This is a genomic window from Leptospira ryugenii (assembly GCF_003114855.1).
Taxonomy (GTDB): domain Bacteria; phylum Spirochaetota; class Leptospiria; order Leptospirales; family Leptospiraceae; genus Leptospira_A; species Leptospira_A ryugenii.
The window spans coordinates 498386-522369 of sequence record NZ_BFBB01000002.1; the positions used below are offsets into that span (position 1 = coordinate 498386).

Genomic DNA, 23984 nt, shown 5'->3' on the forward strand with positions numbered 1-23984 from the left:
ACAAAGATTAGATGGACTCTAAACAAATTTTTGAAACGAAACTGTCTCTTCTTTGGTCAGATTATGAACCGAGAAAGGAACAAATTCTCATGTCCTCGGCAATCGAAGATGCATTTGAATTAGGCAAAAATTTAGCCATTGAAGCAGGAACTGGTGTTGGTAAATCTCTTGCCTATCTGATTCCAGCGGCTTTGTTTTCTTTAGAAAATGAAGCATTAGTAGTCATTTCTACAGAAACCAAATCCTTACAAGACCAGATCCTATCCAAAGACATTCCGATCGTAAACCAAGTGCTTTCCCAAAAGTTGAACGCGATGGTTGCACTCGGAGCCAATAATTATCTTTGTAAGCGAAAGTACCAGAAGGTTATGGACAGAGGTGATTTTGGTCCTGAAATGGAATCAGAAATCAACTCATTTGTGCAATGGGAAAAATCTAGTGAAACAGGGATACGAAGTGAATACATAGGATTTATTTCCAATTCCTTTTGGAAACAAGTTGCTAGAGAACCTGATAATTGTTTGGCGCGCAATTGTCCTAATTTTAACCGATCGTTCTATTTTTTAGAAAAGGAGCGTTGGAAAAAAGCAAATCTTTTGATTGTAAACCATCATTTGCTTGCAAGTCACATGGCGGGAGATTTCAGAATCCTTCCACCTTTCCAACACTTAATTATTGATGAAGCTCATGCATTTCCGGAAATCGTAGGGAAAGCTTTTAGTGGAGATGTGCAATACGAAAGTTTATTATCACTACTTCATTTTTTATACCATCCTGAAAAGAGAACTGGTCTTGTTTTAAAACTTACAGAAAAAGATCGAGAAAAACTTTCCACAGAAATTTCCGAAGCTATCAACTTCTTAAATGAGTTTTTCCGAAAGCTGATGTCCGAGATACCATTGAATTTTCAATTTTCGTTTCGCCATACTGGTCGGATTCAAATAGATAATGGCAATTTAGAAAATAAACTCTTAGACATTGCGGAAGGCTGTAATTCGCTGTTAGAGCAGTTCCATAAAACCTCCGAAGATATGGAAGAGAAGGAAATTGCCCTTGGTCTTGAACTTGCATCCGTTCAATTGAGGAAAGCATCAGAATTCATTGAAAGATTTCGAACCAAGTCTGATAGTAATTTGGTTTTTTGGTTGGAACAAGCCAACCAATCCTTAAAAGAAAAATACTACCATTTGTATTCACAACCAAAGAATACAGAGGAGATATTAGCAAAGACTTTATTTCCAAATGTAGAATCTGTAGTGATGACCTCAGCGACTCTTTCCCCAAGCCCTGGGAATTTCTCTTACTTTTTAAAAGAGATCGGAACAAAAGAAATCATCACAAAAACTTTGGATTCCCCGTTTCGGTATGCAAAACAGTCCCTACTCTTTGTACCCAAAACGATTGCTGACCCGACAACAAACCCAGAAAGGAATAAAATCGACATCTGTTTTTGGGTTGAAAAGTTGATAGACTTGAGTGAGGGAAATGCTTTCGTCCTTTTCACTTCAAATAAACTTTTGCAAGATGCGTACGAAGAACTTTCCCAAAGAATTTCCTATCCGATTTTTTCCCAAGTCCAACTAGGTCCCATCATGGCAAAAAAGGAATTCTTGGAAACGGAAAGATCAGTTTTGTTTGGTGTTTCCAGTTTTTGGCAAGGTGTAGATGTTAAGGGTGACAAGTTAAGAAACGTGATCATCACCAAACTACCATTCCAAGTCCCCACCGAACCTGTATTGCAGGCAAAGATGGAAGAGATGGAAAGGGACGGAAAGAGTCCTTTCTGGGAAATCCAAGTGCCCAAAACCTGTCTCCTCCTCCGCCAAGGTTTTGGAAGATTGATTCGGTCGAGTGCAGACTCAGGGATGGTAGCTATTTTGGATCCACGCATTCATACCAAAAGTTATGGAAAAAACATCATCCAAAGCCTTCCCAAAGGGATTCCTCTGGTTACCGAATTTGGTGAATTGGAGAGAAAATTCCAAAATCTGCCGAAATGAATCTTATATGAAACGATTGATCCTTGTGTCCCTATTTCTCCTTTTCTTAGCCCTGCCCCTACTCGGTGAAAGTTTTCTAGAATCGGATTTTTTTAAGACCATCATCAATTGGGGGGATTTAAGTGTGAGTGCCGAAGTAAAGGAAACTCTTCCCAAGATCATATTTGAGGAAGACGACCCTGAATACGGAAAACCAAATACTGCTACAAACAAAAGCCGTTCAGATTTACTCGCAAGAAAGAATGCCAAGGAAAAACTTAGGAAACTCATAAGTAGAAGATTGGAATCTATGTATTTGGATTCCGAACAGACTGTCTCTGAATATGCGAAACTTAATGAACAAGTAAGAACCCGAATCAATTCTTTCATTGCTGAGGAAAAGGAAGAATTTGAATTTGAGCCAGTGAAAAACCAGCTAGTCGCAAAAGCAAAAATTAAGCTCATCGGTAAAAATGGTTTTTTAGCTTTTTTGCCAATGAGTTACTCTTCTGAGGCCGTACCCGAAATGACTCCAGAATTGATGCCAGAAATGTTTACTGGTCTTGTCGTAGATGCAAGGCATTTGAACTTAAAAACTGCTCTTTTCCCTAGAATCCAAACAGACCGCGGTTTAGATATCTATTCTCCACATTATGTAAAGGAAGGGTATTCAATTGAAACAGGGTACATTATGTACCGAACAGATTCAGAGGAAAAGAATTGGCTCAAACGAGTTGGAGATAAACCATTTTTTGTTGTCGCCCTGGGAGTTGCTGGAAGGAACCAAACAGATTTGATCCTCCCATCCGAAGAAGTGGCAAAGTTATTGAGTCATAAAGAAACTAGAAAAAATCTTACGCGATGCAAAGTTTTGATTTTAGTTTCGAAGTAATCGATAAAAAAGTTTTTTCCGCTTTTTCATAGTCGCCATGAAATAAATAAGCAAAGCCCATATCCTCTAACTCTCTAAGGCTTAGGTCTTTGCTATCTTTTTCCAGCTGTTTGATCTTTCCATAGACTTCGGTATAAGCTTTTCTTTTTTCTTCAAAACTGGGTAAGGTAAGTTTTCCAGGGATGTTGTCGAAGATAAGGTTAGCTTCTTTGTGTCTATCAAGAAATAATAAAGACATACCAACTATTTTGTGAACTTCCACATCATTCAATAGTTTTATATTTTCTCTAAACAACTTAAGTAACTCTTCATACCTTCTTAAATGATAGAGAACCGTTATTTCTTCTTTTACAAAGGAGGCCCCAAGGTTTAGTTTTTTGTAGCTAGATATAAGGGCTCGGCATTCAGCATACATCTCAGCACGGAAGTAGATTTTGATAGCTAGCTGGATGATAGAATAGCAGATCATTGCTTGAGAGGATTGGAAGTAGAGGTTGAGTTGATTCCCAGCTTCTTTATAATTACCTAAGAGAAAATTGGAGAGCGATTCCACAAGCGGAGAAAGAGATGAAATTCCTTTTGGGGGTATTCCCATGGCTTTGGATTGCAATTCATACTCCGCAAGGTAAGAAAGGTGTTGCAAGAAAAAATGATTTGGATGCGTCTTAGCTAACTCTATGACTTCATCCCAAGAACCAACCTCAAAGAGTTCCCACGCTTCATTTTCTACCGAAGTAGAAATTTCTTTCATCGCTTGATTTGCCATAGTTTACCTCTCTAAGTGAAAGATCGGTAAGTCAGAAAAAATTAAGTATAATTTTTAGGGGTGCAAACGGTAAATCATGCGTGGAAACGGGATACATTCCCGCACATGTTCAAGACCTGCAATCCATGCAATGACACGCTCTAGACCCATACCAAAACCAGAATGCGGTACAGAACCATACTTTCGGAGATCCAGATACCAATCGTACGCTCCAACAGGCAATCCTTCTTCCTCGAGGCGGTGGATGATTTTCTCATAGTTCTCTTCGCGCTCTGATCCACCGATGATCTCACCGACACCTTCAGGCGCTAAAAGATCGGCACAGAGAACGGTGCGTGTATCTTTTGGATTTTCCTTCATATAGAAGGCTTTGATTGCCTTAGGATAATTGGTAACAAATACCGCCGATTGGAAGTGAGCCGTAAGGATGTTTTCTCGTTCGGCATTGATATCTTCCCCCCAAGAGATGGACTCTCCTTTGGATTGTAGGAGGGGTATTGCCTCCGAATAGTCGATAATGGGAAAAGGTGTCTCCAAACACTTTCGGATGGATTGCGGATTTCGTTCCAAAAGGGTAAGTTCCGATTCGCAACGGTCCAAGGTGCGAGCCACAACCGTTCGCACAAAATGGTCTTGGAAACGGATGTTCTCCTCGTTCGAACAAAAAGCGGTTTCGGCTTCCAACATCCAAAACTCAGTCAGGTGGCGTCTCGTTTTGCTTTTTTCCGCCCGAAATGTGGGTCCAAAGCAATAGACTTTGCTATGGGCAAAGGCTGCGGTTTCTAAATAAAGCTGACCCGTTTGTGCTAGGTAGGCAGTGCCCAAATCAAAATACTCGGTGGAAAATAGAGTCCCTGCCGACTCGCCCACAGAACCTGTCAAGATGGGTGTATCAATTAGGACATAGTCGAATTCACGGAAGTACTCTCGGATCGCGAAGGAGAGTTCTGAGCGGATCTTTAAGATGGCTAACTGACGTTTGGACCTTAGCCACAGGTGACGGTGGTTGTGTAAAAAGTCTGGACCATGCTCTTTCGGGGTGATTGGGTATTGCTCCGAGGCACCTACAATCTCTATCTTTCGGAGATGAACTTCCCAACCAAAGGGAGCTTTCGGATTTTCTACTTTGGGTCCAGAGATGATAAGCGAGGTTTCTTGTCCGAGTGATTTAATCGACTGGAACAAATCTTCACCCAGGATTTCTTTTTCTGCCACTACCTGGAGGATACGTCCTTCTGTACGGATTTGAAGAAAGCGGACATGGTTATTTCCCCTGCTATTCTGCAGCCAGCCTTGGAGTGTGATTTGGTTTGGGAGAGTGTCTTCAGCCATAGATGGTTTTCTGTTTGCCAGTGAAATTTTCTTTGAAATCTTGAACTAAGTAGATGAATCCACCTATCCTTTTAAACGGTAAAGCGATTTCCGAACAAATCAAATCCAAGATTTCAGAAGAGTTGAAGCTGAGAGTTGCAGATACTGCGCCTCCTACATTGGCAACCATCCTCGTTGGTGAGGACCCTGCGTCTGCGACCTACGTAAGCATGAAAATCAAAGCTTGTCATGCAGTTGGGATACAATCTAGGTCTGTAACACTGCCAAAAGAAACAACGACCGAAGAGCTCCTTAAGCAAATCCACACTTTAAATAATGATCCCAATGTGAATGGGATTCTCTTGCAGCACCCTGTGCCTCACCAAATTGAGGAACGAGCCTGTTTTGATGCAATTTTGCCCGAAAAGGATGTAGATGGAGTGACAACGACTTCCTTCGGTAAATTGGCAATGGGAAAAGAAGCCTACTTCCCTTGCACACCCTATGGGATGATTTTACTTCTTCAGGAATATGGTATTGGCATTGCAGGCAAACATGCAGTTGTCGTGGGACGTTCCCCAATTTTAGGAAAGCCGATGGCAAGTATGTTAACCAATTTAGATGCCACAGTCACACTCTGCCACAGCAAAACCAAAGACCTACCTGATCATGTCCGACAAGCTGACATCGTTGTGGGCGCCGTTGGCAAACCTGAGTTTATCAAGGCAGATTGGATCAAAGAAGGTGCTGTTCTTTTAGATGCAGGTTATAACGTTGGTAATGTGGGTGACATCGAGATTTCGAAGGCTAAAGAGAAATCCTCTTATTATACTCCTGTGCCTGGTGGAGTTGGTCCTATGACCATTGCTGTTTTACTTTTACAAACTTTGTATTCCTACCAATCAAAGTTTTCTCCTATTTTGAGGGCTAAATAAAATGCCCCAAGCGGTAAATTTTGATGAGTGTTTTCAAACATTTCCTAAATTGGATAGCCCTGAGGATTTAGATGCTTTCTGGAAAGAAGGCTTCCAAATATTGAAGAAAATTCCGATCAAAGAGAGTTACAAAACGGTATTGAAGGGCTCATTTATTTGGGAGTCTTTAAACGAAGTTAGTTTCCAAAGTGTTGGAAACTATACCATTCACGGAAAACTTGCCATTCCTAGGAAACGGGGAGATAGACCTGTCGTTGTTTTTTTTCATGACTATCTGGGTGGTGAAGAGGAACTTCATAAAGGTTACTCGGAGTTGGGTGTGGCACAGTTGCACATAACCTTACGAGGCCACGGTGCTGACATGGTCCAAGCACCTGTGGATTTAAATACTGGAAAGATATTAGCAAATTGGTCTCCGAATTATTTTGCAGAAGGTTTAGAGAACAAGGAAGATTTTTATATGCGCAAACTCTATTTGGATGTTGTACGCACTATAGAATTTTTACGATTATCCGATGGCATTGATGGAGATAAGATAATCCTTCATGGTAAATCCTTAGGTTCAGCTCTTGCCGTTTTTGGTGCGGCTTATTCTGATCGTGTAAAAGGATTGATTTTGGAAACTCCAAACTTTTGTTATATTGATAAAGACCAAATCTCTTTGAAGCAAAATCCCTGGATCAGAGAACTCACGCCAAGTTTAGAGAAAAGAGCTACGAAAAAAGTGGATTATAAAAAATCCCTCGCATATTTTGATGTGATCCATTTGGCAAAAAAAATTAAAATACCTGCCTTGTTTACCTGTGGGATGGAAGATCAAATCTCTCATCCGAAATCAATTTTCGCTTTATTCAATCATATGAATTGCGATAAAAGGATGCAAATTTATCCGAATGAAGGAAATGAAGCCGGCAAAGAAAAACAAATTCAAGTTAACATTGATTTTGTTAAAGAAATCTTAGCTCTCTAAATTATAAAATATGGACTTTCTTTTTTATAATACAAAAACCGGAAAAAAAGAAGTTTTTAAACCGAAAGATCCAAGTGAAGTAAAGATTTATTCATGTGGTCCTACGGTTTATAATTTTGCTCACATAGGAAATTTACGGTCTTTTCTTTTTGTAGATATATTACGGAGAAGCCTTAAACTGGCAGGTTTTCAATTAAACCAAACCATGAATATAACGGATATCGATGATAAAATCATTCGAGAAGCCATAGCAAATCATATGTCAGTGGAAGAGTTTACAAAGCCCTGGACTGAACGTTTTTTTGAGGATTTAAAATCTTTACATGTAGATTTAGTAGAAAATTACCCTAGAGCTACCGAGTCGATTCATGATATGATCTCAATCGTTCATAAACTCATTGAGAATGGTTTTGCCTATGAAAAGGACGGAAGTATCTATTATTCTATTCAAAAGTTCGAAAACTATGGAAAGTTATCGCATATTGATGTGAGTGGAATGAAATCAGGAGCCCGATACGATGCAGATGAGTATGAAAAAGAGGATGTACGGGATTTTGTTTTGTGGAAGAACAGAAAGACTGAGGATGAAAAGGCCTGGGAAACAGACTTAGGGATAGGTAGACCTGGCTGGCACTTGGAATGTTCAGCGATGATCAGAAAGGTGTATGATTCTGGTATTGATATCCATACAGGTGGAATTGATCTTCTTTTTCCCCATCATGAAAATGAGGTAGCTCTATCAGAGGGAGCATTTCCTGAAGAACAATTTGTTGGCACTTGGTTACACTGTGAACATCTGCTAGTGGACTCTGAGAAAATGTCAAAAAGCAAAGGTAATTTTTATACCTTGAGAGATTTGTTGGATTTAGGTCATTCTCTTGATGCGATTCGATTCCATTTAATCTCTGTTCACTACCGTTCAAAATTGAATTTTTCTCTGAAACATTTACCAGAGTCCAAACAAGCCATTGAGAGGATACAAACTGCACTGACTCGTTTGTTAAAGGATTCAGGCTATCTTACTGATTCGGAGGTAAAGAGAGCTATTTTAGAAATTAAAAAGGAAGTTACTTACCAATCATTTAGTAAGGTTATAGTAGAATTTGAGGAAGCCCTAAAGGATGATTTAAATCTCCCGAAAGCACTTGCCTCAGTATTTGATTTTGTAAGAGAGACAAATTCTGCTCTTGACCAAGAAACATGGTCGATCGATTTAAAAAAAGAAGCTGTCAGAGTTTTCCAAATCTTTGATTCCGTATTAGCTGTTCTTCGATTTACTGAACCAGATGTTGGTTTACCTACAGACCTTGTCCAAGAAATTGAAATGCTCATTGCCAAAAGAGCAGAGGCAAAAAAGAACAAACAGTACGATATTGCTGATAAGATACGAAAGGAGCTACTTGAAAAAGGCATTACTCTTTTGGATACCAAAGACGGAACAACTTCATGGAAAAAAAGCCCTTAGAAATCCTCTTCGGAAAGAGAAATTTTTTTGAATTTCTGGAATCCTTAGATTCTATGACTCCCGAAAAAGGTGTGTCCTCTATCCGTGAAGTTTTGCTAAAAGATTCCATCTCTTCGGAGGAAAAACGCAGGATCTCTTCGCTCTTGCCTTCTCATACTAAGATTAAAACTCTTTCCCTAAAAGAGCTAGATCGTATCGCAATGGACAAAAACCACCAAGGCTATGTGATCCTTAGACAAAGGCAAAAACAATTAACAGCTTTGAATTGGGAACAGTTCAAAGAGAATGTGGGGCCAGGTGAAGGGCCAATTTTGATTTTGGATAGAATCCAAGATCCAGGCAATCTTGGAAACTTGATTCGAACCGCAGAATGCCTAGGAGTCAAACATATCGTACTCTCTGACAGGGACACTGCTCCTATTTCTCCCGTGGTCGAAAAATCATCGGCTGGTGCCATCCATCATGTTCATATATATCGCTTTGCAAATTTAAATTCAGCGATTGAGCGTTTAAAAGAAAAAGAGTATTGGATTTTAGCAACCGATGAGGAAGGAACTGAAGAAGTTTGGGATGACCTACCTTCTGCCGAGCAAATTGCTATCATTATGGGTAACGAAGGTGAAGGAATCAAAAGAATCTTGTTGGAATCAGCGGATTACATTGCTAGGATTCCTCTATATGGTTCCATATCCTCTTTGAATGTTGTGGTTGCATGTGGTATTACCTTAGATAGAGTCTGTAGCAGAGGTTAATCGGTTGAAGAGAATCTTCTCTTTTTTGTGTATACTCTTCCTTACGAATGGCTGCTTGTACTATGTTTGGAAAAAAGAGTTTGCAACCGAAGAGCGAAACAACGAGGCTCTCACTCTTTCCTTGTTAAATGTTATACAAAATCCAAACCAAGAACTCTTCTCGTTTACTCCTGCCCTCAGCAGAGACTTAGCGGACTGGCAATACCAAGAAAGTTCTCTGTTCCAGTCTGGTGAAAAACCGAAATTGATTTACATCCATGGTTGGAATCCAATCGAAAGAGACTCAGATCCGTTTACCTCTAGAAGTCGTAAGATCCTAAATATACAAGGCACATTTAAAAATGGTATCATTTATTTCCAAGAGAACCTATCGGGCGTGAAGGATCAATTTGAACTTTATCTATTCACATATCGTACCTCAAACGGGATCATCTTCAATGGTGAGGGATTCAATGATTTTCTAAACCGTAAATTCAAACCTACAGACAAAGTGTTTGTCATTGCACATTCTATGGGTGGTCTTGTCACCCGTGCCGCAATGAAATCCAATCGCTACCAGAAAGATATGATAGATGGTGTAGCTACTTTGGCATCTCCTATCTTTGGTTCTCCATTTGCATCTAAACAATATATGAGTAATAACTCCACTTTTGTCACAGAGATTACTGGTTTTTTATTAGAAACCCAAGGTGGTTCTGACCTTACACATACAAATACGGGTTTAGGACAGAGTACAATCAGCGGTTCAACAAATCTTGTTTTAGATGTTTTGAACCAAGATTTTCCTTATAATGCAAAGTTTCTTACTTTCTCTGGCGTGCTTACTTCATGCAATGGTGCTGAAACTTTTTATTACAGAACTGGTTGCCAAATCCTTGCGCAGTCCTCTCCAAGTTTTCCTTTCAATGATGGGATTGTGCCTGAAAACAGTGCCTGGATGGGAGCTTCGGGATCCAAACGCTTTCAAATCAATGGCTTTGACCATTCTATGATGGCCTTCCAAACAACAAATGTAGATGATGCGAATGCTAAAGCATACTACGAACAAGTGATCAGAGAAATTAGGTCCTCGTTTCTTCCATAAATTTTCGGATCGAGTAAACAAGAAAAGTGCTTCCAAAGGCAAAACCGACTGCATAGCTGAGGATCATTTCTCTGTCCCATAACATTGCTTTGATGAGCAATAGTCCAATTAAAATCACAGAAAATCCTGAGAAAACGCCTAAGAAGGAAAACAAAAGATTGGATGAAAACTCTGGCTGCTTTTCTTCCAATCTTTTGTACAAGCCCCGCCAGAAGTAATGAGGAGGTTTCGTTGTTTCATAAAATGATTTTAACCGGAGTAAGTCAGTAGGCGGAAAAATCCAAGTGCTAAACAATAGAATGAATATAGATAAAAAGGATGTAAAAACCACAGTATAAGGAAAAATAAGACCTAATACTCGTGATGCGATGATATATAGAACGGGAGAAAGGATAATGGCAAGGATTTCCGTTTTTGCAGTGATTTTCCAATAGTACCACCTAGCAATAAGGATAAATCCGATTCCGGAACTTGCTTCTAACAAAAAGACCCAAGCACCTTTGATAGTCTCGAGTCCAAAGATGGCTAAGAGGATGGACAAAGCCCCTGTGATCGTCTGCACAAGGTATGACACCTTTAAATAGTATTGGTCCTCTTTCTTTGGTTTAACAAAGGGTTTCCAGAAATCGGATACCAAATAACTGGCACCCCAATTGAGATGAGTAGCGACTGTGGAAAGATAAGCAGCCAAAAATGCACTTAAAAGTAATCCCTTGATACCAGGAGGTAACCCTAATTGTAAAAATAATAAAAATCCCTTTCCACTTTCTTCGGCTGTCAAGTTGGGAAAGGCAATGAGAGACGCAAGCGCCACAAGAATCCAAGGCCAGGGACGTAAAAAATAATGTGCAAGTACGAACCAAAGGGAACTCTTGACCGCGGCTTTCTCATCTTTAGTTGCCAAAATCCTTTGGGCAATGTAACCACCTCCTCCAGGTTCCGAGCCAGGATACCAACTCGACCACCAAATTACAGTTAGCATGATAATGAAATGGGAGAGTGGTAAACTACCACTAGAACCAAAGCTTGGAAAAAAATACAGTTGTTCGGGCTTTAGATTTTGGACTAGAGATTGTATACCACCGATCTCTTTCACATCCAAAACAAAGTAGGCATACAGGATACAACCAAACCATGCCAAAAAAAATTGGAAGACATCAATATAAGAGATGCCTCTAAGCCCTCCAATTGCGGTATACACGATTCCTAGAACCATTATGCCTGTTAGGATTTGCCAATCAGGTAGAACAGGGAAAAATACCTGGATGATCTTAAGCATGGCAAGATTCACCCAACCCAAAATGATCAAATTGAGTATCCCACCAATAAAGATAGCTTTAAATCCTCTCAGTACATTTGCTTCGCTTCCTGAATACCGTATATGGATAAGCTCTAAGTCCGTCATTGCACCCGATCGCTTCCACAAACGAGAAAAAAAGAAAACGGTTACGAGTCCACTGAGGGACATATACCACCATAACCAGTTTCCAGAGATTCCATCAGACCGAACAATTTCAGTCACAGCAAGCGGTGTATCAGCGGCAAAAGTTGTGGCCACCATGGCTGTGCCGGAAACAAACCAAGTCATAGATCCTTCCGCTTGGAAATATTCTTTTAAGGTTTTATTTTGTTTTTCTTGGGATATTTTTAAGATAATGAATATAATGATAAAAGGAAGGAAAAATAGAACCAAATCAAGTAAGTGAAAGGAAATCATAACCTAACTTTGATTCCCATCTCTCTCATCGTCTGTTTGGTTTCTTGGATAGAGAAAACTCCAAAATGAAAAATGGAAGCTGCGAGTACGGCATCTGCTCCACCCCTGAGGATAGCCTCAGCCATATGTTCCGGATTGCCAGCGCCACCGGATGCAATGATGGGTATAGTTAGATTCTGGGTAAATAGTTTCAGAACGTTGATGTCAAAGCCGTCTTTTGTTCCATCTTTGTCCATAGAGGTAAGTAAAATTTCGCCGGCTCCTTGCTCTTGAGCTTCTGCCCCCCAATCCAAAGCCTCTCGCCCTGTCTCCGTTCTACCTCCATTTAGATATATTTCATGTCTCTTTCTTTCATGATTGTATTTTGTATCAATCGCGCAAACGATGCACTGTGAACCGTATATCTCACTTGCTTCTCGTAAGAGTTCAGGTCTTTTAAATGCCGCGGTATTGATGGATACCTTATCAGCTCCTCGGTTAAGTACGGAACGTACATCATCTAAACTACGAATGCCGCCGCCTACAGTGAATGGAATGAACAATTTATTCGCAACTTCTTCAACCAAATGAAGGAGAATGTCTCGTTTATCTACAGAAGCCGTGATATCTAAAAAGCATAGTTCATCTGCCTTATTCTCTTCGTAAGCCACAGCGCAAGAAACGGGATCTCCAGCATCTACAAGGTTTACAAAATTCACACCCTTGACTACCCTACCATCTTTAATATCTAGGCAAGGGATAACACGTTTGGTGAGTTCATCTGTAGCTATCATCGAATTTCGTCCGGAAGACTGATCTTTGTTTCAGGAATTTTTTCTAACATCTTTGCAAAGGATAGTAGCTTTTCTTCTTCAAAATGATTGCAGGTGATTTGCAATCCGATGGGAAGCCCTTCACTGCTAAGGCCTGCAGGACAACTGATCGCTGGAACACCGGCAAGGTTTACAGTAGTAGTTAGCACATCGGCTAGATACATCTGAATCGGGTCCTTTGTTTTTTCGCCTAAAGTGAAGGCAGTGCTTGGTGAGGTCGGCTGCAAAATACAATCTACTTCCTGAAAAAAGGAGTCGTATTCTTTTTTTATCATCACTCTTGCTTTCTGTGCCTTACCGTAATAGGCATCATAATACCCTGAACTAAGACTGAATGTGCCTAACAAAATTCGTCTTTTTACTTCCTTTCCAAAACCTTTGGATCGAGATTCCACATATAAGTCTTCTAATCTGCCTTTGCCCTCGTCTCGTAAACCATAGCGAATCCCATCAAAACGTGATAGGTTTGAGGAGCATTCTGCTGTTGCAATCAGATAGTAAACAGGAATCGAATATTTGAAAGTACTAAAATCCAATTCCTTGATTTCTGCACCCTCTTCTCTTAGTTTCGCTTTGATCTCCTCATATTTTTTTAGAACTGAAGGATCTAAATTTAGATCCTTCGATTTCATAAAGCCAACTTTTACGCCTTTCCAAGTGCGTGCCTCTACTTTGTTAGAGAAAAACGATTTATCTTTGGCAGTGGTTTGGTCATGCGGATCGGCACCTTGGAGTATTTCAAATAGATCCACGATCGCATCCAGATCATTTCCAAAAGGGCCAATTTGGTCTAAACTTGATGCATAGGCTACAAGTCCATACCTAGATATACGTCCATATGTGGGCTTTAAGCCCCAGATCCCGCAAAGAGAGGCTGGTTGACGGATCGATCCTCCTGTATCGGAACCTAAGGAAACGGACACCATGCCCGCTGCCACCGCTGCTGCAGAACCTCCACTCGATCCACCGGGAATACGACTTGTATCAAATGGATTTCTTGTGACTTGAAAAGCAGAATTTTCTGTCGAGCTTCCCATCGCAAATTCATCCATATTGGCGCGAGGAAGAAATATAAAACCTTTATCTTTTAGCTTTTGGATGACCGTTGCATCATATGGGGAGCGGAAATTCTCTAAGATTTTGGAAGAACAAGAGGTAATTTCGCCATCGATACAAATGTTATCTTTGATCGCAATGGGTATACCATCCCAAATAGATTTTGCCTTACCAGACTTTCTCCGCTCGTCACTTTCTTTGGCTGCTGCGAGGATCTTATCCTCATTGATTGCCAAAAATGCCTTTATCTTCGGTTCTACTAATTTTATGCGTGTGAGATAGGATTGAACTAAATCGTTTGAAGTAAACGCATTGGAATTGAGTCCTGCTTTAATTTCTGCAAAAGTGAGTTTGTACAATTCGCTCATGTTTCAATAACCCTTGGCACTACCACATAACCATTTTCATAGGATGGTGCTATTTTTGCTAATTTCTCTCGTTCCAAATCATTTTCTTTGACATCTGGGCGTAACTGATTCATCGTTAGTTGGTAAATCTCATCGTCAGAAATCGAAGAGGTGTCCAAACTCTTAATCTCGTCCACATAGCTTACGATTCTTGAAAAGTCATTTAACATCCCACTAATTTCATCATCATGAATTGCGATTTTTGCTAAACTCGCGATATTTCTTAATTCTTTTTCGTCCATTGACTTCCTCTTCTAATATGCATTACGGTCCAAAATTGCCTTAACAGGCGTTAGAAGTATAATTTTTATATCTAAAATCAAACTCCAATTCTCAATATAATATATATCTGCTTTGATTCTCTCTTCTATCGAAGTATCACCACGAAGACCTTGTATTTGCGCCCAGCCAGTAATACCGGCTTTGGCCGCATGTCTTCGCATGTATTGATGGTGTTCATTTTGAAACTTCTCAACGTAATATGGTCTTTCTGGCCTAGGACCCACAACTGACATATCTCCCATCAACACATTGAAAAATTGTGGAATTTCGTCTAAGGACATTTTCCTGAGAAAGGCTCCAATTTTTGTAACTCTTGGATCGTTTTTAGTTGTCCAGAGAGTATCGGAATCCTTTTTTTCTTGTACGACCATCGATCTAAACTTTAACATTTGGAATTTTTTATGGTCTAAACCTACACGTTCTTGTTTATAAAAAACGGGTCCTTTGCTTGTACATTTAATCAAAAAGGCAATCAAAAGAAACAATGGACTAAATACGAGAATGAATCCTGTAGCAAAAAATATATCAAAGGTCCTTTTGACAACACGATTGTAGCCTAGACGAAGAGGGATGTTTCGAATAGAAATGATGGGAATCCCATCCATCACTTCAACGCGTCCCTTAGCTGTAATGATCTCTTCGTAACTGGGTACAATTCTTAAATCCAATCCCAAATAATCTGCGATATCGATCACTTCTTTGAGGTAGTTGCCTTCTTCATGAGAAAATGCATAAACAATAAGATCAATATCAGCTTCCTTTAGATAGCTCTCAAGATTGTTTGCGGCGGTGACAATGGGCAAACTTTGCTCTGCAAGAGATTCTTTACCAGAGACAAATCCTTTGACCTGGTAGCCATAAATAGTATGTTTGTTCAAACTATTTGCAAAATTAACAGCTTGTTTACTTGTTCCTAAAATTAATACAGATCGTAAATTGTAACCTTTCTTTCGGAGAAATTGAAGTACCTTTCTTAAAATAAAATGTCCGATTGCCGTTGACATCACTGTAGTCAAAGCAAAGTAAAGAATCACAAGTCGCGAAAAGCTTTCTCCTCTGAAGAAAAATAAAATCGCGAGTATAAGGACTAAATTGATCAGAACACCAAATGTAATCGCAAAGAATTCATCAGTAAAGGAAAGTCCTCTTCTGGGATGATATAGATCAATCGATAAAAAAGATATGACTTGGCTGATACCCAACACTGATCCAAGTATCAAATAACTTTTGAAATCGATAACGGTTCTTTGAAAGTCAGAATCATCTAAAAGATAATATCTTACACAAAAGGCTATTCCAAAACTTAGAAAAGTGATGAGTAAATCTGTAACTAAAAATAATAGTTTGAAAGATTGACTTCTTTCTTTTAGCATAACCTATTGAGCTCCTGCTGTAACGGTTTCCGTTGTTCCATCTAACGGACGTTTTCTAAATCTATACAATCGAACTCTAGCTGCTTGTGCACTTGATGAATCTCCAAAGTTGAAGTTCATTACATTCACAGAAAAATAAACACTTTGGTCATAAAAAGTCAATTGGTTGTTTCCTGTCAAACCACCAGGGAAAGCTCTTAAATTCATACTATATCCCAATCTAAATTCCCAGTTGTGCAGGTCCAATTTTAGCGTTGTCATAAAGCGATTGATATTAAAAACAGTTTTTTGCCTTCTTTCTTCTCCATTGGCACCAGTCCCTGACACTGCATCTTCCCAAATTGTAGTTTGGTCATAATTTGTTCCTGACTGTATTGTGTACAACTCAGGTGTTAATGAATAGGCATAGAACTGTCCTTGGGCAAGAGCTGTTAAACGCCATGGTTCTGTCACTCTTGAATCAAGTTCTAATTCGATGCCCGAATAACGTGTGATTTTTGTGTCAGTCTTAAAAAAGAATCGGTAGCTATCCAAAAAATTATCCTTATAAACGTGGTACCAAGTACCTCCGATTTCAAGACTCCGAAAGGCTCTAATGATAGGCCATGAGAAGCCACCCATTTTATAAGAGATTGTTAAGTTATTGGATAGAGATCGATTTTGCGGCGTATGGTGAATGTAATCGTTGTTGATGTAGATTCCGGAATAAAAATTGCGTTTTCTTTCTAGAACACTCGGCCTTCTTGTCTGAAAGCCATCAATAAAATCAATAAACCCGCCTACTCGCAAGATGGTAAAATACCATCTTTGCATGTTTGTAATCCCTGGGTTATAGTCTGGAGATAGAGTTCTTAAGTCCCTGATTGTGCGAACCGAGATGTCCCAATCATTTAAGGCGTAACTTTCCAAAGCAAGCTCTGCTTCATGTTGCCTCTGGTTTCCTAATACAGGATCTTTCACTTCCGCTTTTTGTGCATCAATCCTTCGATAGGTGGTAGACAAGAATAGTTCTGGTACACCAAATCTAGCGGTATGTGATTGTCTGAGATATTGGTAAGATTGTTGTCTTAAAAAAGTAACATATGCTTTATTGGAATCTAAGTCGGGGCTGTTGGCTGCTGTACCTGCACCCGGGAATTCCGCAGTCTGTTTTGTCGCTCCAACATAAAATGAGGGAGTAAACGATGCATAAGTACCGAGGGAAATAGGGGAACGCAATCCAGACTCTCCCATAATGGATGTTTGTGTACGGAGTACAAAATCTTTGTACTTTCCTGTCGGATCCACGATTGACGTTCCCGGGTAATTAGATTGAACTGGAGCTCCGTATAATTTCTGTATGTTGGATAAAAAAGTAAAGTCCCAGTAGACTGGACTATTAAAATACGGGACAGTTCCGACGACCGATGAATTTTTAATCGTGACCACAGGCAGTGTATCCTGCGCTGAAAAATAACGATCTGCTTGGATTTGATATACTAAAGTACGGTTCATCCCTAGACTGACACTCAAATCACCACGGTTTTCAGTATAATTGAAACTCCAATTCAGTAAGTTCTTAATTAATCCAAATCTTACATCTCGAAAGGAATAGAGGGATTGCAATGAGTTGGAAGGTTGGTAACGATTTCCAAATTCGTAATCAAATTGTCTGTTGCTATAATTCTCATAAGCAAGTTGCATGTTACGAGTAACGTCTTTTGTGAAATCATTGGATTTGATATTTAACCTTAAATCGGCCTTCCACCATGGATCATAATCTATCCCAGTATTCCGAAATGGCAAAGAGGTGTTTGGAACGAGAGGGCCTCTGTCAACGGTATTTGTAACAGCAACATTTCCAACACCAAAATTGCTAAAACGATCTTCATATGCAGGAGTAATTTGGTTGTTTTTATAGTTTGCATAGCCTAGATTGATATTGTAATTCACATTAGGTGATAGTTTCCACATCTCTAACTGAGCTGCTTGACCCGTTTTTTCATACACATCAAATCTAGCTTTATATCCTGTAGCAAGAAACAATGAGTTTGGATAAGGATCTGACCATTGGTAACTATTTTGCCAGAACCATCCTTGCGTATTGTTTTTTCCAAGTTGAGTTGTTAAACCATTTCCTGTGTCTGAGTTATAAAGAGCGGGAAGCCAAAATACTGGCGTGCCACCTACTTTAAAAGTGATTTGGTAAGCTACAACAGATCGATCATCATATATTAAGATTTTCTTTGCCATAAAGGTATCATGAGGGAGTTCCGCATTGCAGGCAGTAAAGTATCCCATTTCTAAAAGGTAGCGTTTTTCATCTAAACGTTTTAGTTTTTGGCCTATGAAAAAACTTGGGTATACACTTAGTTTAGAATTATAAACAACTCCTTGGTTTAATTTGATATCGTATAAAAATCTCTCACCAGTGACCTTAGACTGGCCATCTTTGTAGATGACCCCACCTTCTGCATACACTTCCTGTCTTTGGGCATCAATGGAAACGGAATCTGCAGTTAACTCACCACCTTTGATCTTTAATTTTACCTTTCCTCGGAGGATCAACACTCCTCCCTGTGTCTTATCAATATTGAGCAATTGTCCTTCTGCCGCATTTTGGATTTGGATAGGTGGCTCTTTTTTCTTTTGGTTTTGTTGGTTTAAGAGCTCTTGCATGGGATCAATGAGTGGCTCGGGGACAATCGCTTCTCGTAATCTTTCTCGTTTCACATAGATAGTACCTTGCGTACTCAAACCTAGGTTGCGCAGGTTCTCGTCTACTTCTCGGTCTGTCATTTTATCAACGGACTTTTGGATTAAATTTCTTTGGATGGAATTGGCGGTTGATTTTCTTTCTTCATCACCCGTTGGTCTGGATTGGTTAGTTGAGTCCGGAAAAATTTGCCTAAGCGAGTCCATATCCTGACCTAGCAGCCCAAAAGAAACGAATAGAAATAGGTAGTAGAAAAGAATGAGATAAATCGTTTGCACGGGCAAAATCGTAAGGATTGGCTATAACGAGAATCTCAATGAGTGCCAAAAAAGCAATGGGAAAAGCAATTTCATTCATGGAGCGAACGCGAAAAGCTGCGTACTTTTATAGCATTTTTTCCTTTTTTGTTAGAGAAAAAGACTTGCTGATTCTTAGATTCAGACATAATTACCTGGGACTTCTTCGGAGAGGAGCAAATCACATGCCCAATACCTACCATGGGGAGCGGATACCTGGAACGATCCACTACCGGATCCAAGTAGCAGAAGGGACAAAGTTACGGAGTCTCGTTCTCTCACCATCTTTACAACCTCCGGAATCTATCACAGGCACTTCCTTTCTGATTCGAGATAGATTGCTATACACAATGAGCCATGCTGTTCTAACTGATTATTTAGACAAACAAACGATAGACGAAAGAACTTGGATTGGTTTCACGCGGCAAGTTGAATCACTTTTTTCAGAGGATTTCTGGATCTTACATTCGGATCGTATAGCAAGTATTTTGCAGTCACTTGTTGAAGAGAGCGGGAGTGTATCTAATTTTTGAGTCTAGGTTCTCTTAATTCTGCCTGGTCTCAACGGTGATAGAATTCTTCTGGGAACGCGAAGGTAGAACTAGATCCCAATAACCACCGGAACCCTCCTCTATTCTATTGATCTTTCCACCCAATTCTTCTACCATGATTTTGGTGACCTGTATGGATTCCTTGTGGTCAAATTCGAGATTGGGATTGGTTTTTCCATTGTCTTTCAATCGGAGATGAATCTCTTTATCGTTTGCCTGCACCAACTCTAGTTTGATTTGGCTTTCTGAACTTGGTTTTGCATTTAGCACCCTTGCCCTTGCATCCAATAGAAGATTCAAAAAGATTTGTTTTATTTTTTGAGCCTGTCCCACTAAAAAAATCTCGGTTTCAGAAAACACTTCGCACTGTATGTTTTCTTTTAAAAAATATTGGTGTAAAAAACTACAGGTATCATGGAATACTTCTAGTACATTGATCTCACTATTTTGCTCACTTGTAGCCTGCGAATATTGCACTAAATTTTTAATAATTTTTGCAATCCGTTCAGACTCATTTGCAATTTTTTGTGCATAAGACAAAAGCGATGCATTGTTTTCTGCTGCTGTCTCTTTAACAATCAAATCTGAATAATTCAATATTGATGTTAGGGGATTGTTTATCTCATGAGAGATACCTGCCGCTACCAAGCCTATCGTTTCCCATTTTTGAGCTTCCGCTAATTTTTGTTGTATTTCTCTCAATTGGCGCTGGATTTGTGATTTGTAAATTGCCATTTCGGCAGTAACATACAAATCACGGCTGTTAAATGGTTTTATCAGATAACCGAATGGTTCTGTTTTTTTTGCCCGGTCTAGGGTTGCCTCATCAGAATATGCAGTTAAATATACAACGGGGATTTCTTGCTTTTTCTTTACAATCTTTGCGACTTCTATCCCATCGATACCGCCACCTAGCATGATATCCATGAGGACTAAATCAAATGTGTCGCTATCAACCTTTTGGATTGCTGATTCGCCGTCTGAGACATATTCTGTCTGGTATCCGAATTGTTTGAGAGTAGAGCAAATATTGATTGCAATGATTCGCTCATCTTCAACAACTAATACCTTCTTTGGTTCAGAACTATCTGAGGAGAAAACCATATTTTTTACAAAGCTTCATTTCAAGGAAGATTTCTGATTTGTCAATGAATTGAAGGAGAAAAAACTGTAAGATGTGAAAAAAGAAGATTTGTTGAACGAGGCTCAGAAACTAGCAGCTGAATACCCAGCTGGGCCTTTACTCATCATTGCAGGTGCAGGCACCGGCAAAACCAAAACACTTGTTCATCGAATCATTGGACTCGTATCCCAAGGATTTTCGCCAGAGTCAATTTTGCTCTTAACCTTTACCAAACGTGCCGCCTCTGAAATGCTCTATCGAGCAAAAGCGAAACTCGATATTAATGTCGGAAGGGTTTTCGGAGGAACCTTCCATTCATTCTGCAATTACTTACTCCGCAAGTATGGCTCTGCCATTGGCATTCCTCCTCAATTTACCATTTTGGATATTGAAGATGCGACAAGTCTCATTGGAATTGCAAGAGAGGATATCTTGTCCGATGCGCAAAGAAAAAGATTTCCAAAGAAGGAAAGTCTACAAGATTTATTTTCCAGTGCCTTCAATTCTAATCTTTCTCTTAGCCAAGCGCTCGCCAAACATTACCCACAATTTGCAAAGGATAGTAAAGAAATTCAAAAAGTGAAGGAAAGGTATGAAAGCCTTAAAAAAGAATCAGTCTCTTTAGACTTTGATGATTTGTTGCTATTTGCACGGCAAGTCCTTATGGAACACCAGTCGATTCGAGAAAGGGTTGCCGATGATTTCAAAGCGATCCTTGTGGATGAATACCAAGATACAAATCGTATCCAAGCTCATATTGCCTGCTTGCTTGCCGCAGAACACAAAAATATAACAGTCGTTGGCGATGAAGCACAAAGTATCTATGGCTTTCGTGGTGCGGAAGTAAAAAACATATTAGATTTTCCAAAGATTTTTCCTCATACAAAGGTCTTGACCTTAGAGGAAAACTTTAGAAGTAATCAAGGTATTTTGGATTTGGCGAATGAAACTCTTAAGAAGTTTAAAGAAACCTATGAGAAACGATTGTATTCCAAGAGAGAAAGTCATGCGAAACCTCAATTGATATCGTTTTCTTCTGAGAAATCAGAGGCCGACTGGATTGCAGAAAAAATCCTTCATTTAAACGAAAACGGTCAAAAATTTAAAGACATTGCCGTTTTGTTTCGTTCTGGTTGGCACAGCAATCTTTTAGAGATAGCTCTGACAGAAAAAGGGATCCCCTATCGCAAATTTGGTGGGAAAAAATTCCTAGAAAATGCACACATCAAAGATGTACTTGCCTATTTAAGATTAATCGAAAATCCTTTTGATCAAATCTCATTTCATAGAGTTTTGCAACTTGAAGAGGGCATTGGACCAAAAGTATCTGCTCTAGTTTACAAACATTATCTTCAAAATCATTCTAATATCGGTGAGCTATCTTGGGAATCATTGACTCCTCTTATTTCAGAGCTTCCGAAGCAAGCAAAGGATAGTTGCCAATCATTCTTCCAGACATTGCTTAAGGCTCGGTCTCTCTCCGAAGCAAAGCCGATACATTTTTATGAATTTTATTTGGCATACTACAAAGATAAATTCGAGAAGCGATATGATGATTTTGAGAAGAGATCTAAGGATTTTGAAAGTTTAGAGTTAATAGTAAAGAACCAAACCAGTTTGCGCCAATTCTTGACAGATATGAGCCTCGAAGGAACAGAGTCAAGTATCCTAAATACAGAGAGAAATGACCAGGAAACGGAAGGATTTGTTACTCTGAGTACGATCCATTCGGCTAAGGGGCTAGAATGGAATTCTGTTTTTGTTATCCATCTCATTGAAGGTGAATTTCCAACTAACAAAATGAGAACGATTGAAGACCTGGAAGAGGAAAGAAGGTTATTTTATGTTGCTGTCACAAGGGCCAAGGACCAACTATTTCTCAGTGCCTCGCTTGTAGATGAGAAGATCGGAAATACGTTAAAAGGGATCAGCCGATTTGTTTCTGAATTGCCAAAAGAAACATATGACCAAATTGAGAGTCCAGCTTCTACATCACAAATAGTATCTAATTCTAGCCCTTCTACCCAATCTGAGAAAACATCTCATTTTGACGCCATCCAAAACTACTTTTTGAATTGATTTTATTTTTTCTTAGCCTACAGTTTTACCTGGTTCGGAGGTTTCCATGTCAATTCTCGTAAGACGCGAGCTGCTTTTCATTTCAATCCTTGCTTTTGTTCTATCATTCAACAATTGTTCTTCCAGTGAAGAAAAAACAAATTCAAATGAGCCATCCCAAGATACAAAAACAGAATCTGCAAAAGAAAGAAAGGTAGAGATCGTCGAGGGTGCTGACCCATCCAAAACCAACGCAAAAAAAGGCTGTGTGGAAGGTGACTGCGTAAACGGTTTAGGCAAGTATATCTATGATAATGGAGATATTTACACTGGAAGTTTCAAGAATGACCTAAGGGAAGGAAAAGGACAGTTCGAATACGTGGATGGTGAGAAGTTTGTTGGCAATTACTTGGCTGACCAGAAGGACGGGGCTGGAGAGTACTTTTTCAAGAATGGAGACAAATACGTCGGAGAATTTAAATCAGGGCAAATCAATGGAAAGGGCATTTATACCTTCCAAGATGGTAAGTCCTTGAATGGTGAATTTAAAAATGATGGTATGGAAGGAAAAGGAACTTTAATTGAGTCAGGCTCACCAAAAGAGTGTCAGGTGAGCCAAAGGAAGCTACTTTGCGATTGATCCAATCGCAAGCAAAACCGATTACAATTTACAATTTGGAACGATGCCTCGGAGCTCTGCCTCCCTCTTCAACTGGAGGGCATCTTGCATATTGTCATTTAGATTTTTCATCCTAGTTGCATCCGATGGATGGGTTGACATTAGCTCGTTAGGTTTATTCCCCCCCAAAGCACTCATATTCTCCCAAAGTTTGACACTTTCCGTAGGATCGAAGCCAGCCTTAGCCATAATTTTGAGCCCGATTAGATCAGCCTCTGATTCGTGCGCTCTCGAAAAGGGAAGGAGAACTCCATACTTCGCTCCTCCACCGAGTATACCCGCCATTTCTTTTTTTCCAATCTTTCCGAGCGCCTCCATGCCCCCCTGTGTGACCTGGTTTTGGGAAACACGTTCATTTCCATGCCGAGCAATTACATGACCAATCTCATGGCCAAGAACGGCTGCCAATTGTCCGGGTGTTTTTGCGATCGGTAAAATGCCAGTGTGCACTCCAATCTTTCCTCCAGGAAGGGCGAATGCATTCGGACTTGAGTCTCGAAACACAACTACCTCCCAAGAAGATACTCCAGTATCATCGTCCGTAAAAGCAAGTTCTGCAAGGACAATGCACTTCACATATCGATTGATGGAGTCTGATGTTTCGATGGGAACTTTTGACTTCAAGTCTTGGAAGGCTTCTTCTCCCAATTGGTTCATCTCCGCATCTTTGAGGAGAATCAATTGTTTTCTGCCTGTGGGTGAAGTTTTACAAGCTGCAATCAATAGGAATAGAAGTAAAAATATAGATGTACGTTTCATAGGCAAATTTACCAATGAAAAG

At 39.7% G+C, this 23984-nt stretch carries 20 protein-coding genes; 10 read left to right on the top strand and 10 right to left on the bottom strand.

The annotated features are described in order from the left end of the window. Positions 1-11 precede the first annotated feature (11 nt). Both DI060_RS03150 and DI060_RS03155 read left to right on the top strand, forming a co-directional pair. Positions 12-2000 carry an ATP-dependent DNA helicase gene (locus DI060_RS03150; protein ID WP_108973599.1) on the top strand — a complete coding sequence of 663 codons (1989 nt, stop codon included), beginning with the start codon at positions 12-14 and terminating at the stop codon, positions 1998-2000. 7 nt (positions 2001-2007) lie between these two features. Next, positions 2008-2871 (top strand): hypothetical protein, encoded by an 864-nt coding sequence (locus tag DI060_RS03155; RefSeq protein WP_108974032.1) that lies wholly within the window; start codon positions 2008-2010, stop codon positions 2869-2871. Here the strand turns inward: DI060_RS03155 and DI060_RS03160 are convergent. Both DI060_RS03160 and asnS read right to left on the bottom strand, forming a co-directional pair. Further along, positions 2834-3637, bottom strand: coding sequence for a hypothetical protein (locus DI060_RS03160; RefSeq protein WP_108973601.1), 804 nt, complete (start codon positions 3635-3637; stop codon positions 2834-2836). The two genes, DI060_RS03155 and DI060_RS03160, sit on opposite strands and share 38 nt — an antisense overlap. A 54-nt stretch (positions 3638-3691) precedes the next feature. Further along, a complete protein-coding gene (gene asnS / locus DI060_RS03165) occupies positions 3692-4969 on the bottom strand; it encodes an asparagine--tRNA ligase (protein ID WP_108973603.1) in 1278 nt (425 codons plus the stop codon). A gap of 53 nt (positions 4970-5022) precedes the next feature. On the opposite strand from asnS, the gene DI060_RS03170 reads away from it, so the two are divergent. From DI060_RS03170 to DI060_RS03190, 5 genes are read left to right on the top strand one after another with little or no spacing between them, the layout of a single operon-like run. Continuing rightward, positions 5023-5883: a tetrahydrofolate dehydrogenase/cyclohydrolase catalytic domain-containing protein gene (locus DI060_RS03170; RefSeq protein WP_108973605.1), complete on the top strand. Its 861-nt coding sequence runs from the start codon at positions 5023-5025 to the stop codon at positions 5881-5883. A 1-nt stretch (position 5884) separates the two neighbouring features. Then, positions 5885-6853, top strand: coding sequence for an acetylxylan esterase (locus DI060_RS03175; RefSeq protein ID WP_108973607.1), 969 nt, complete (start codon positions 5885-5887; stop codon positions 6851-6853). A gap of 10 nt (positions 6854-6863) precedes the next feature. Then, entirely contained in the window at positions 6864-8318 is a 1455-nt protein-coding gene (gene cysS / locus DI060_RS03180; protein ID WP_108973609.1) for a cysteine--tRNA ligase, read from the top strand. After that, positions 8300-9070, top strand: coding sequence for a 23S rRNA (guanosine(2251)-2'-O)-methyltransferase RlmB (rlmB, locus tag DI060_RS03185; RefSeq protein WP_108973611.1), 771 nt, complete (start codon positions 8300-8302; stop codon positions 9068-9070). Before cysS ends, rlmB begins: the two co-directional genes overlap by 19 nt. Positions 9071-9074: 4 nt before the next feature. Continuing rightward, a complete protein-coding gene (locus tag DI060_RS03190; RefSeq protein ID WP_167836898.1) occupies positions 9075-10154 on the top strand; it encodes a lipase family alpha/beta hydrolase in 1080 nt (359 codons plus the stop codon). Here DI060_RS03190 and DI060_RS03195 read toward each other — a convergent pair. The 6 genes from DI060_RS03195 to DI060_RS03220 are packed head-to-tail and all read right to left on the bottom strand — an operon-like array spanning position 10132 to position 18765. Next, positions 10132-11871 (bottom strand): sodium:solute symporter family protein, encoded by a 1740-nt coding sequence (locus DI060_RS03195; RefSeq protein ID WP_108973615.1) that lies wholly within the window; start codon positions 11869-11871, stop codon positions 10132-10134. The two genes, DI060_RS03190 and DI060_RS03195, sit on opposite strands and share 23 nt — an antisense overlap. Then, positions 11868-12644: an imidazole glycerol phosphate synthase subunit HisF gene (gene hisF, locus DI060_RS03200; protein WP_108973616.1), complete on the bottom strand. Its 777-nt coding sequence runs from the start codon at positions 12642-12644 to the stop codon at positions 11868-11870. Before hisF ends, DI060_RS03195 begins: the two co-directional genes overlap by 4 nt. Continuing rightward, positions 12641-14107, bottom strand: coding sequence for an Asp-tRNA(Asn)/Glu-tRNA(Gln) amidotransferase subunit GatA (gene gatA / locus DI060_RS03205; protein WP_108973617.1), 1467 nt, complete (start codon positions 14105-14107; stop codon positions 12641-12643). Before gatA ends, hisF begins: the two co-directional genes overlap by 4 nt. Next, positions 14104-14388 (bottom strand): Asp-tRNA(Asn)/Glu-tRNA(Gln) amidotransferase subunit GatC, encoded by a 285-nt coding sequence (gatC, locus tag DI060_RS03210; RefSeq protein WP_108973618.1) that lies wholly within the window; start codon positions 14386-14388, stop codon positions 14104-14106. The genes gatA and gatC overlap by 4 nt, the downstream gene beginning before the upstream one ends. 12 nt (positions 14389-14400) lie before the next feature. Further along, positions 14401-15801, bottom strand: coding sequence for an undecaprenyl-phosphate glucose phosphotransferase (locus tag DI060_RS03215; protein WP_108973619.1), 1401 nt, complete (start codon positions 15799-15801; stop codon positions 14401-14403). 3 nt (positions 15802-15804) lie between these two features. Then, on the bottom strand, positions 15805-18765 hold the full coding sequence (locus DI060_RS03220; RefSeq protein ID WP_439956883.1) for an LPS-assembly protein LptD: 2961 nt from the start codon (positions 18763-18765) through the stop codon (positions 15805-15807). A 212-nt stretch (positions 18766-18977) separates the two neighbouring features. Here DI060_RS03220 and DI060_RS03225 point away from each other — a divergent pair, with 212 nt between their 5' ends. Continuing rightward, the gene (locus DI060_RS03225) at positions 18978-19325 is read left to right on the top strand and encodes a hypothetical protein (RefSeq protein WP_135354978.1); all 348 of its coding nucleotides are present in this window, start codon (positions 18978-18980) and stop codon (positions 19323-19325) included. Between the two features lie 12 nt (positions 19326-19337). Here the strand turns inward: DI060_RS03225 and DI060_RS03230 are convergent, their stop codons facing one another. After that, positions 19338-20447, bottom strand: coding sequence for a response regulator (locus tag DI060_RS03230; protein WP_108973622.1), 1110 nt, complete (start codon positions 20445-20447; stop codon positions 19338-19340). Positions 20448-20520: 73 nt separating this feature from the next. On the opposite strand from DI060_RS03230, the gene DI060_RS03235 reads away from it, so the two are divergent. Continuing rightward, on the top strand, positions 20521-22545 hold the full coding sequence (locus DI060_RS03235; protein WP_108973623.1) for an ATP-dependent helicase: 2025 nt from the start codon (positions 20521-20523) through the stop codon (positions 22543-22545). Positions 22546-22591: 46 nt separating this feature from the next. After that, positions 22592-23164: an MORN repeat-containing protein gene (locus DI060_RS03240; protein WP_108973624.1), complete on the top strand. Its 573-nt coding sequence runs from the start codon at positions 22592-22594 to the stop codon at positions 23162-23164. A 21-nt stretch (positions 23165-23185) separates the two neighbouring features. Here the strand turns inward: DI060_RS03240 and DI060_RS03245 are convergent, their stop codons facing one another. After that, positions 23186-23962 carry a M48 family metallopeptidase gene (locus DI060_RS03245; protein WP_108973626.1) on the bottom strand — a complete coding sequence of 259 codons (777 nt, stop codon included), beginning with the start codon at positions 23960-23962 and terminating at the stop codon, positions 23186-23188. Positions 23963-23984: the final 22 nt, after the last annotated feature.

Coding starts and splice junctions, on each gene's coding strand:
- DI060_RS03195 (WP_108973615.1), bottom strand. CDS start 11,871: ATGATTTCCTTTCACTTACTTGATTTGGTTCTATTTTTCCTTCCTTTT.
- gatA (WP_108973617.1), bottom strand. CDS start 14,107: ATGAGCGAATTGTACAAACTCACTTTTGCAGAAATTAAAGCAGGACTC.
- DI060_RS03150 (WP_108973599.1), top strand. CDS start 12: ATGGACTCTAAACAAATTTTTGAAACGAAACTGTCTCTTCTTTGGTCA.
- DI060_RS03155 (WP_108974032.1), top strand. CDS start 2,008: ATGAAACGATTGATCCTTGTGTCCCTATTTCTCCTTTTCTTAGCCCTG.
- hisF (WP_108973616.1), bottom strand. CDS start 12,644: ATGATAGCTACAGATGAACTCACCAAACGTGTTATCCCTTGCCTAGAT.
- DI060_RS03240 (WP_108973624.1), top strand. CDS start 22,592: ATGTCAATTCTCGTAAGACGCGAGCTGCTTTTCATTTCAATCCTTGCT.
- gatC (WP_108973618.1), bottom strand. CDS start 14,388: ATGGACGAAAAAGAATTAAGAAATATCGCGAGTTTAGCAAAAATCGCA.
- DI060_RS03245 (WP_108973626.1), bottom strand. CDS start 23,962: ATGAAACGTACATCTATATTTTTACTTCTATTCCTATTGATTGCAGCT.
- DI060_RS03160 (WP_108973601.1), bottom strand. CDS start 3,637: ATGGCAAATCAAGCGATGAAAGAAATTTCTACTTCGGTAGAAAATGAA.
- rlmB (WP_108973611.1), top strand. CDS start 8,300: ATGGAAAAAAAGCCCTTAGAAATCCTCTTCGGAAAGAGAAATTTTTTT.
- asnS (WP_108973603.1), bottom strand. CDS start 4,969: ATGGCTGAAGACACTCTCCCAAACCAAATCACACTCCAAGGCTGGCTG.
- DI060_RS03170 (WP_108973605.1), top strand. CDS start 5,023: ATGAATCCACCTATCCTTTTAAACGGTAAAGCGATTTCCGAACAAATC.
- DI060_RS03215 (WP_108973619.1), bottom strand. CDS start 15,801: ATGCTAAAAGAAAGAAGTCAATCTTTCAAACTATTATTTTTAGTTACA.
- cysS (WP_108973609.1), top strand. CDS start 6,864: ATGGACTTTCTTTTTTATAATACAAAAACCGGAAAAAAAGAAGTTTTT.
- DI060_RS03175 (WP_108973607.1), top strand. CDS start 5,885: ATGCCCCAAGCGGTAAATTTTGATGAGTGTTTTCAAACATTTCCTAAA.
- DI060_RS03230 (WP_108973622.1), bottom strand. CDS start 20,447: ATGGTTTTCTCCTCAGATAGTTCTGAACCAAAGAAGGTATTAGTTGTT.
- DI060_RS03225 (WP_135354978.1), top strand. CDS start 18,978: ATGCCCAATACCTACCATGGGGAGCGGATACCTGGAACGATCCACTAC.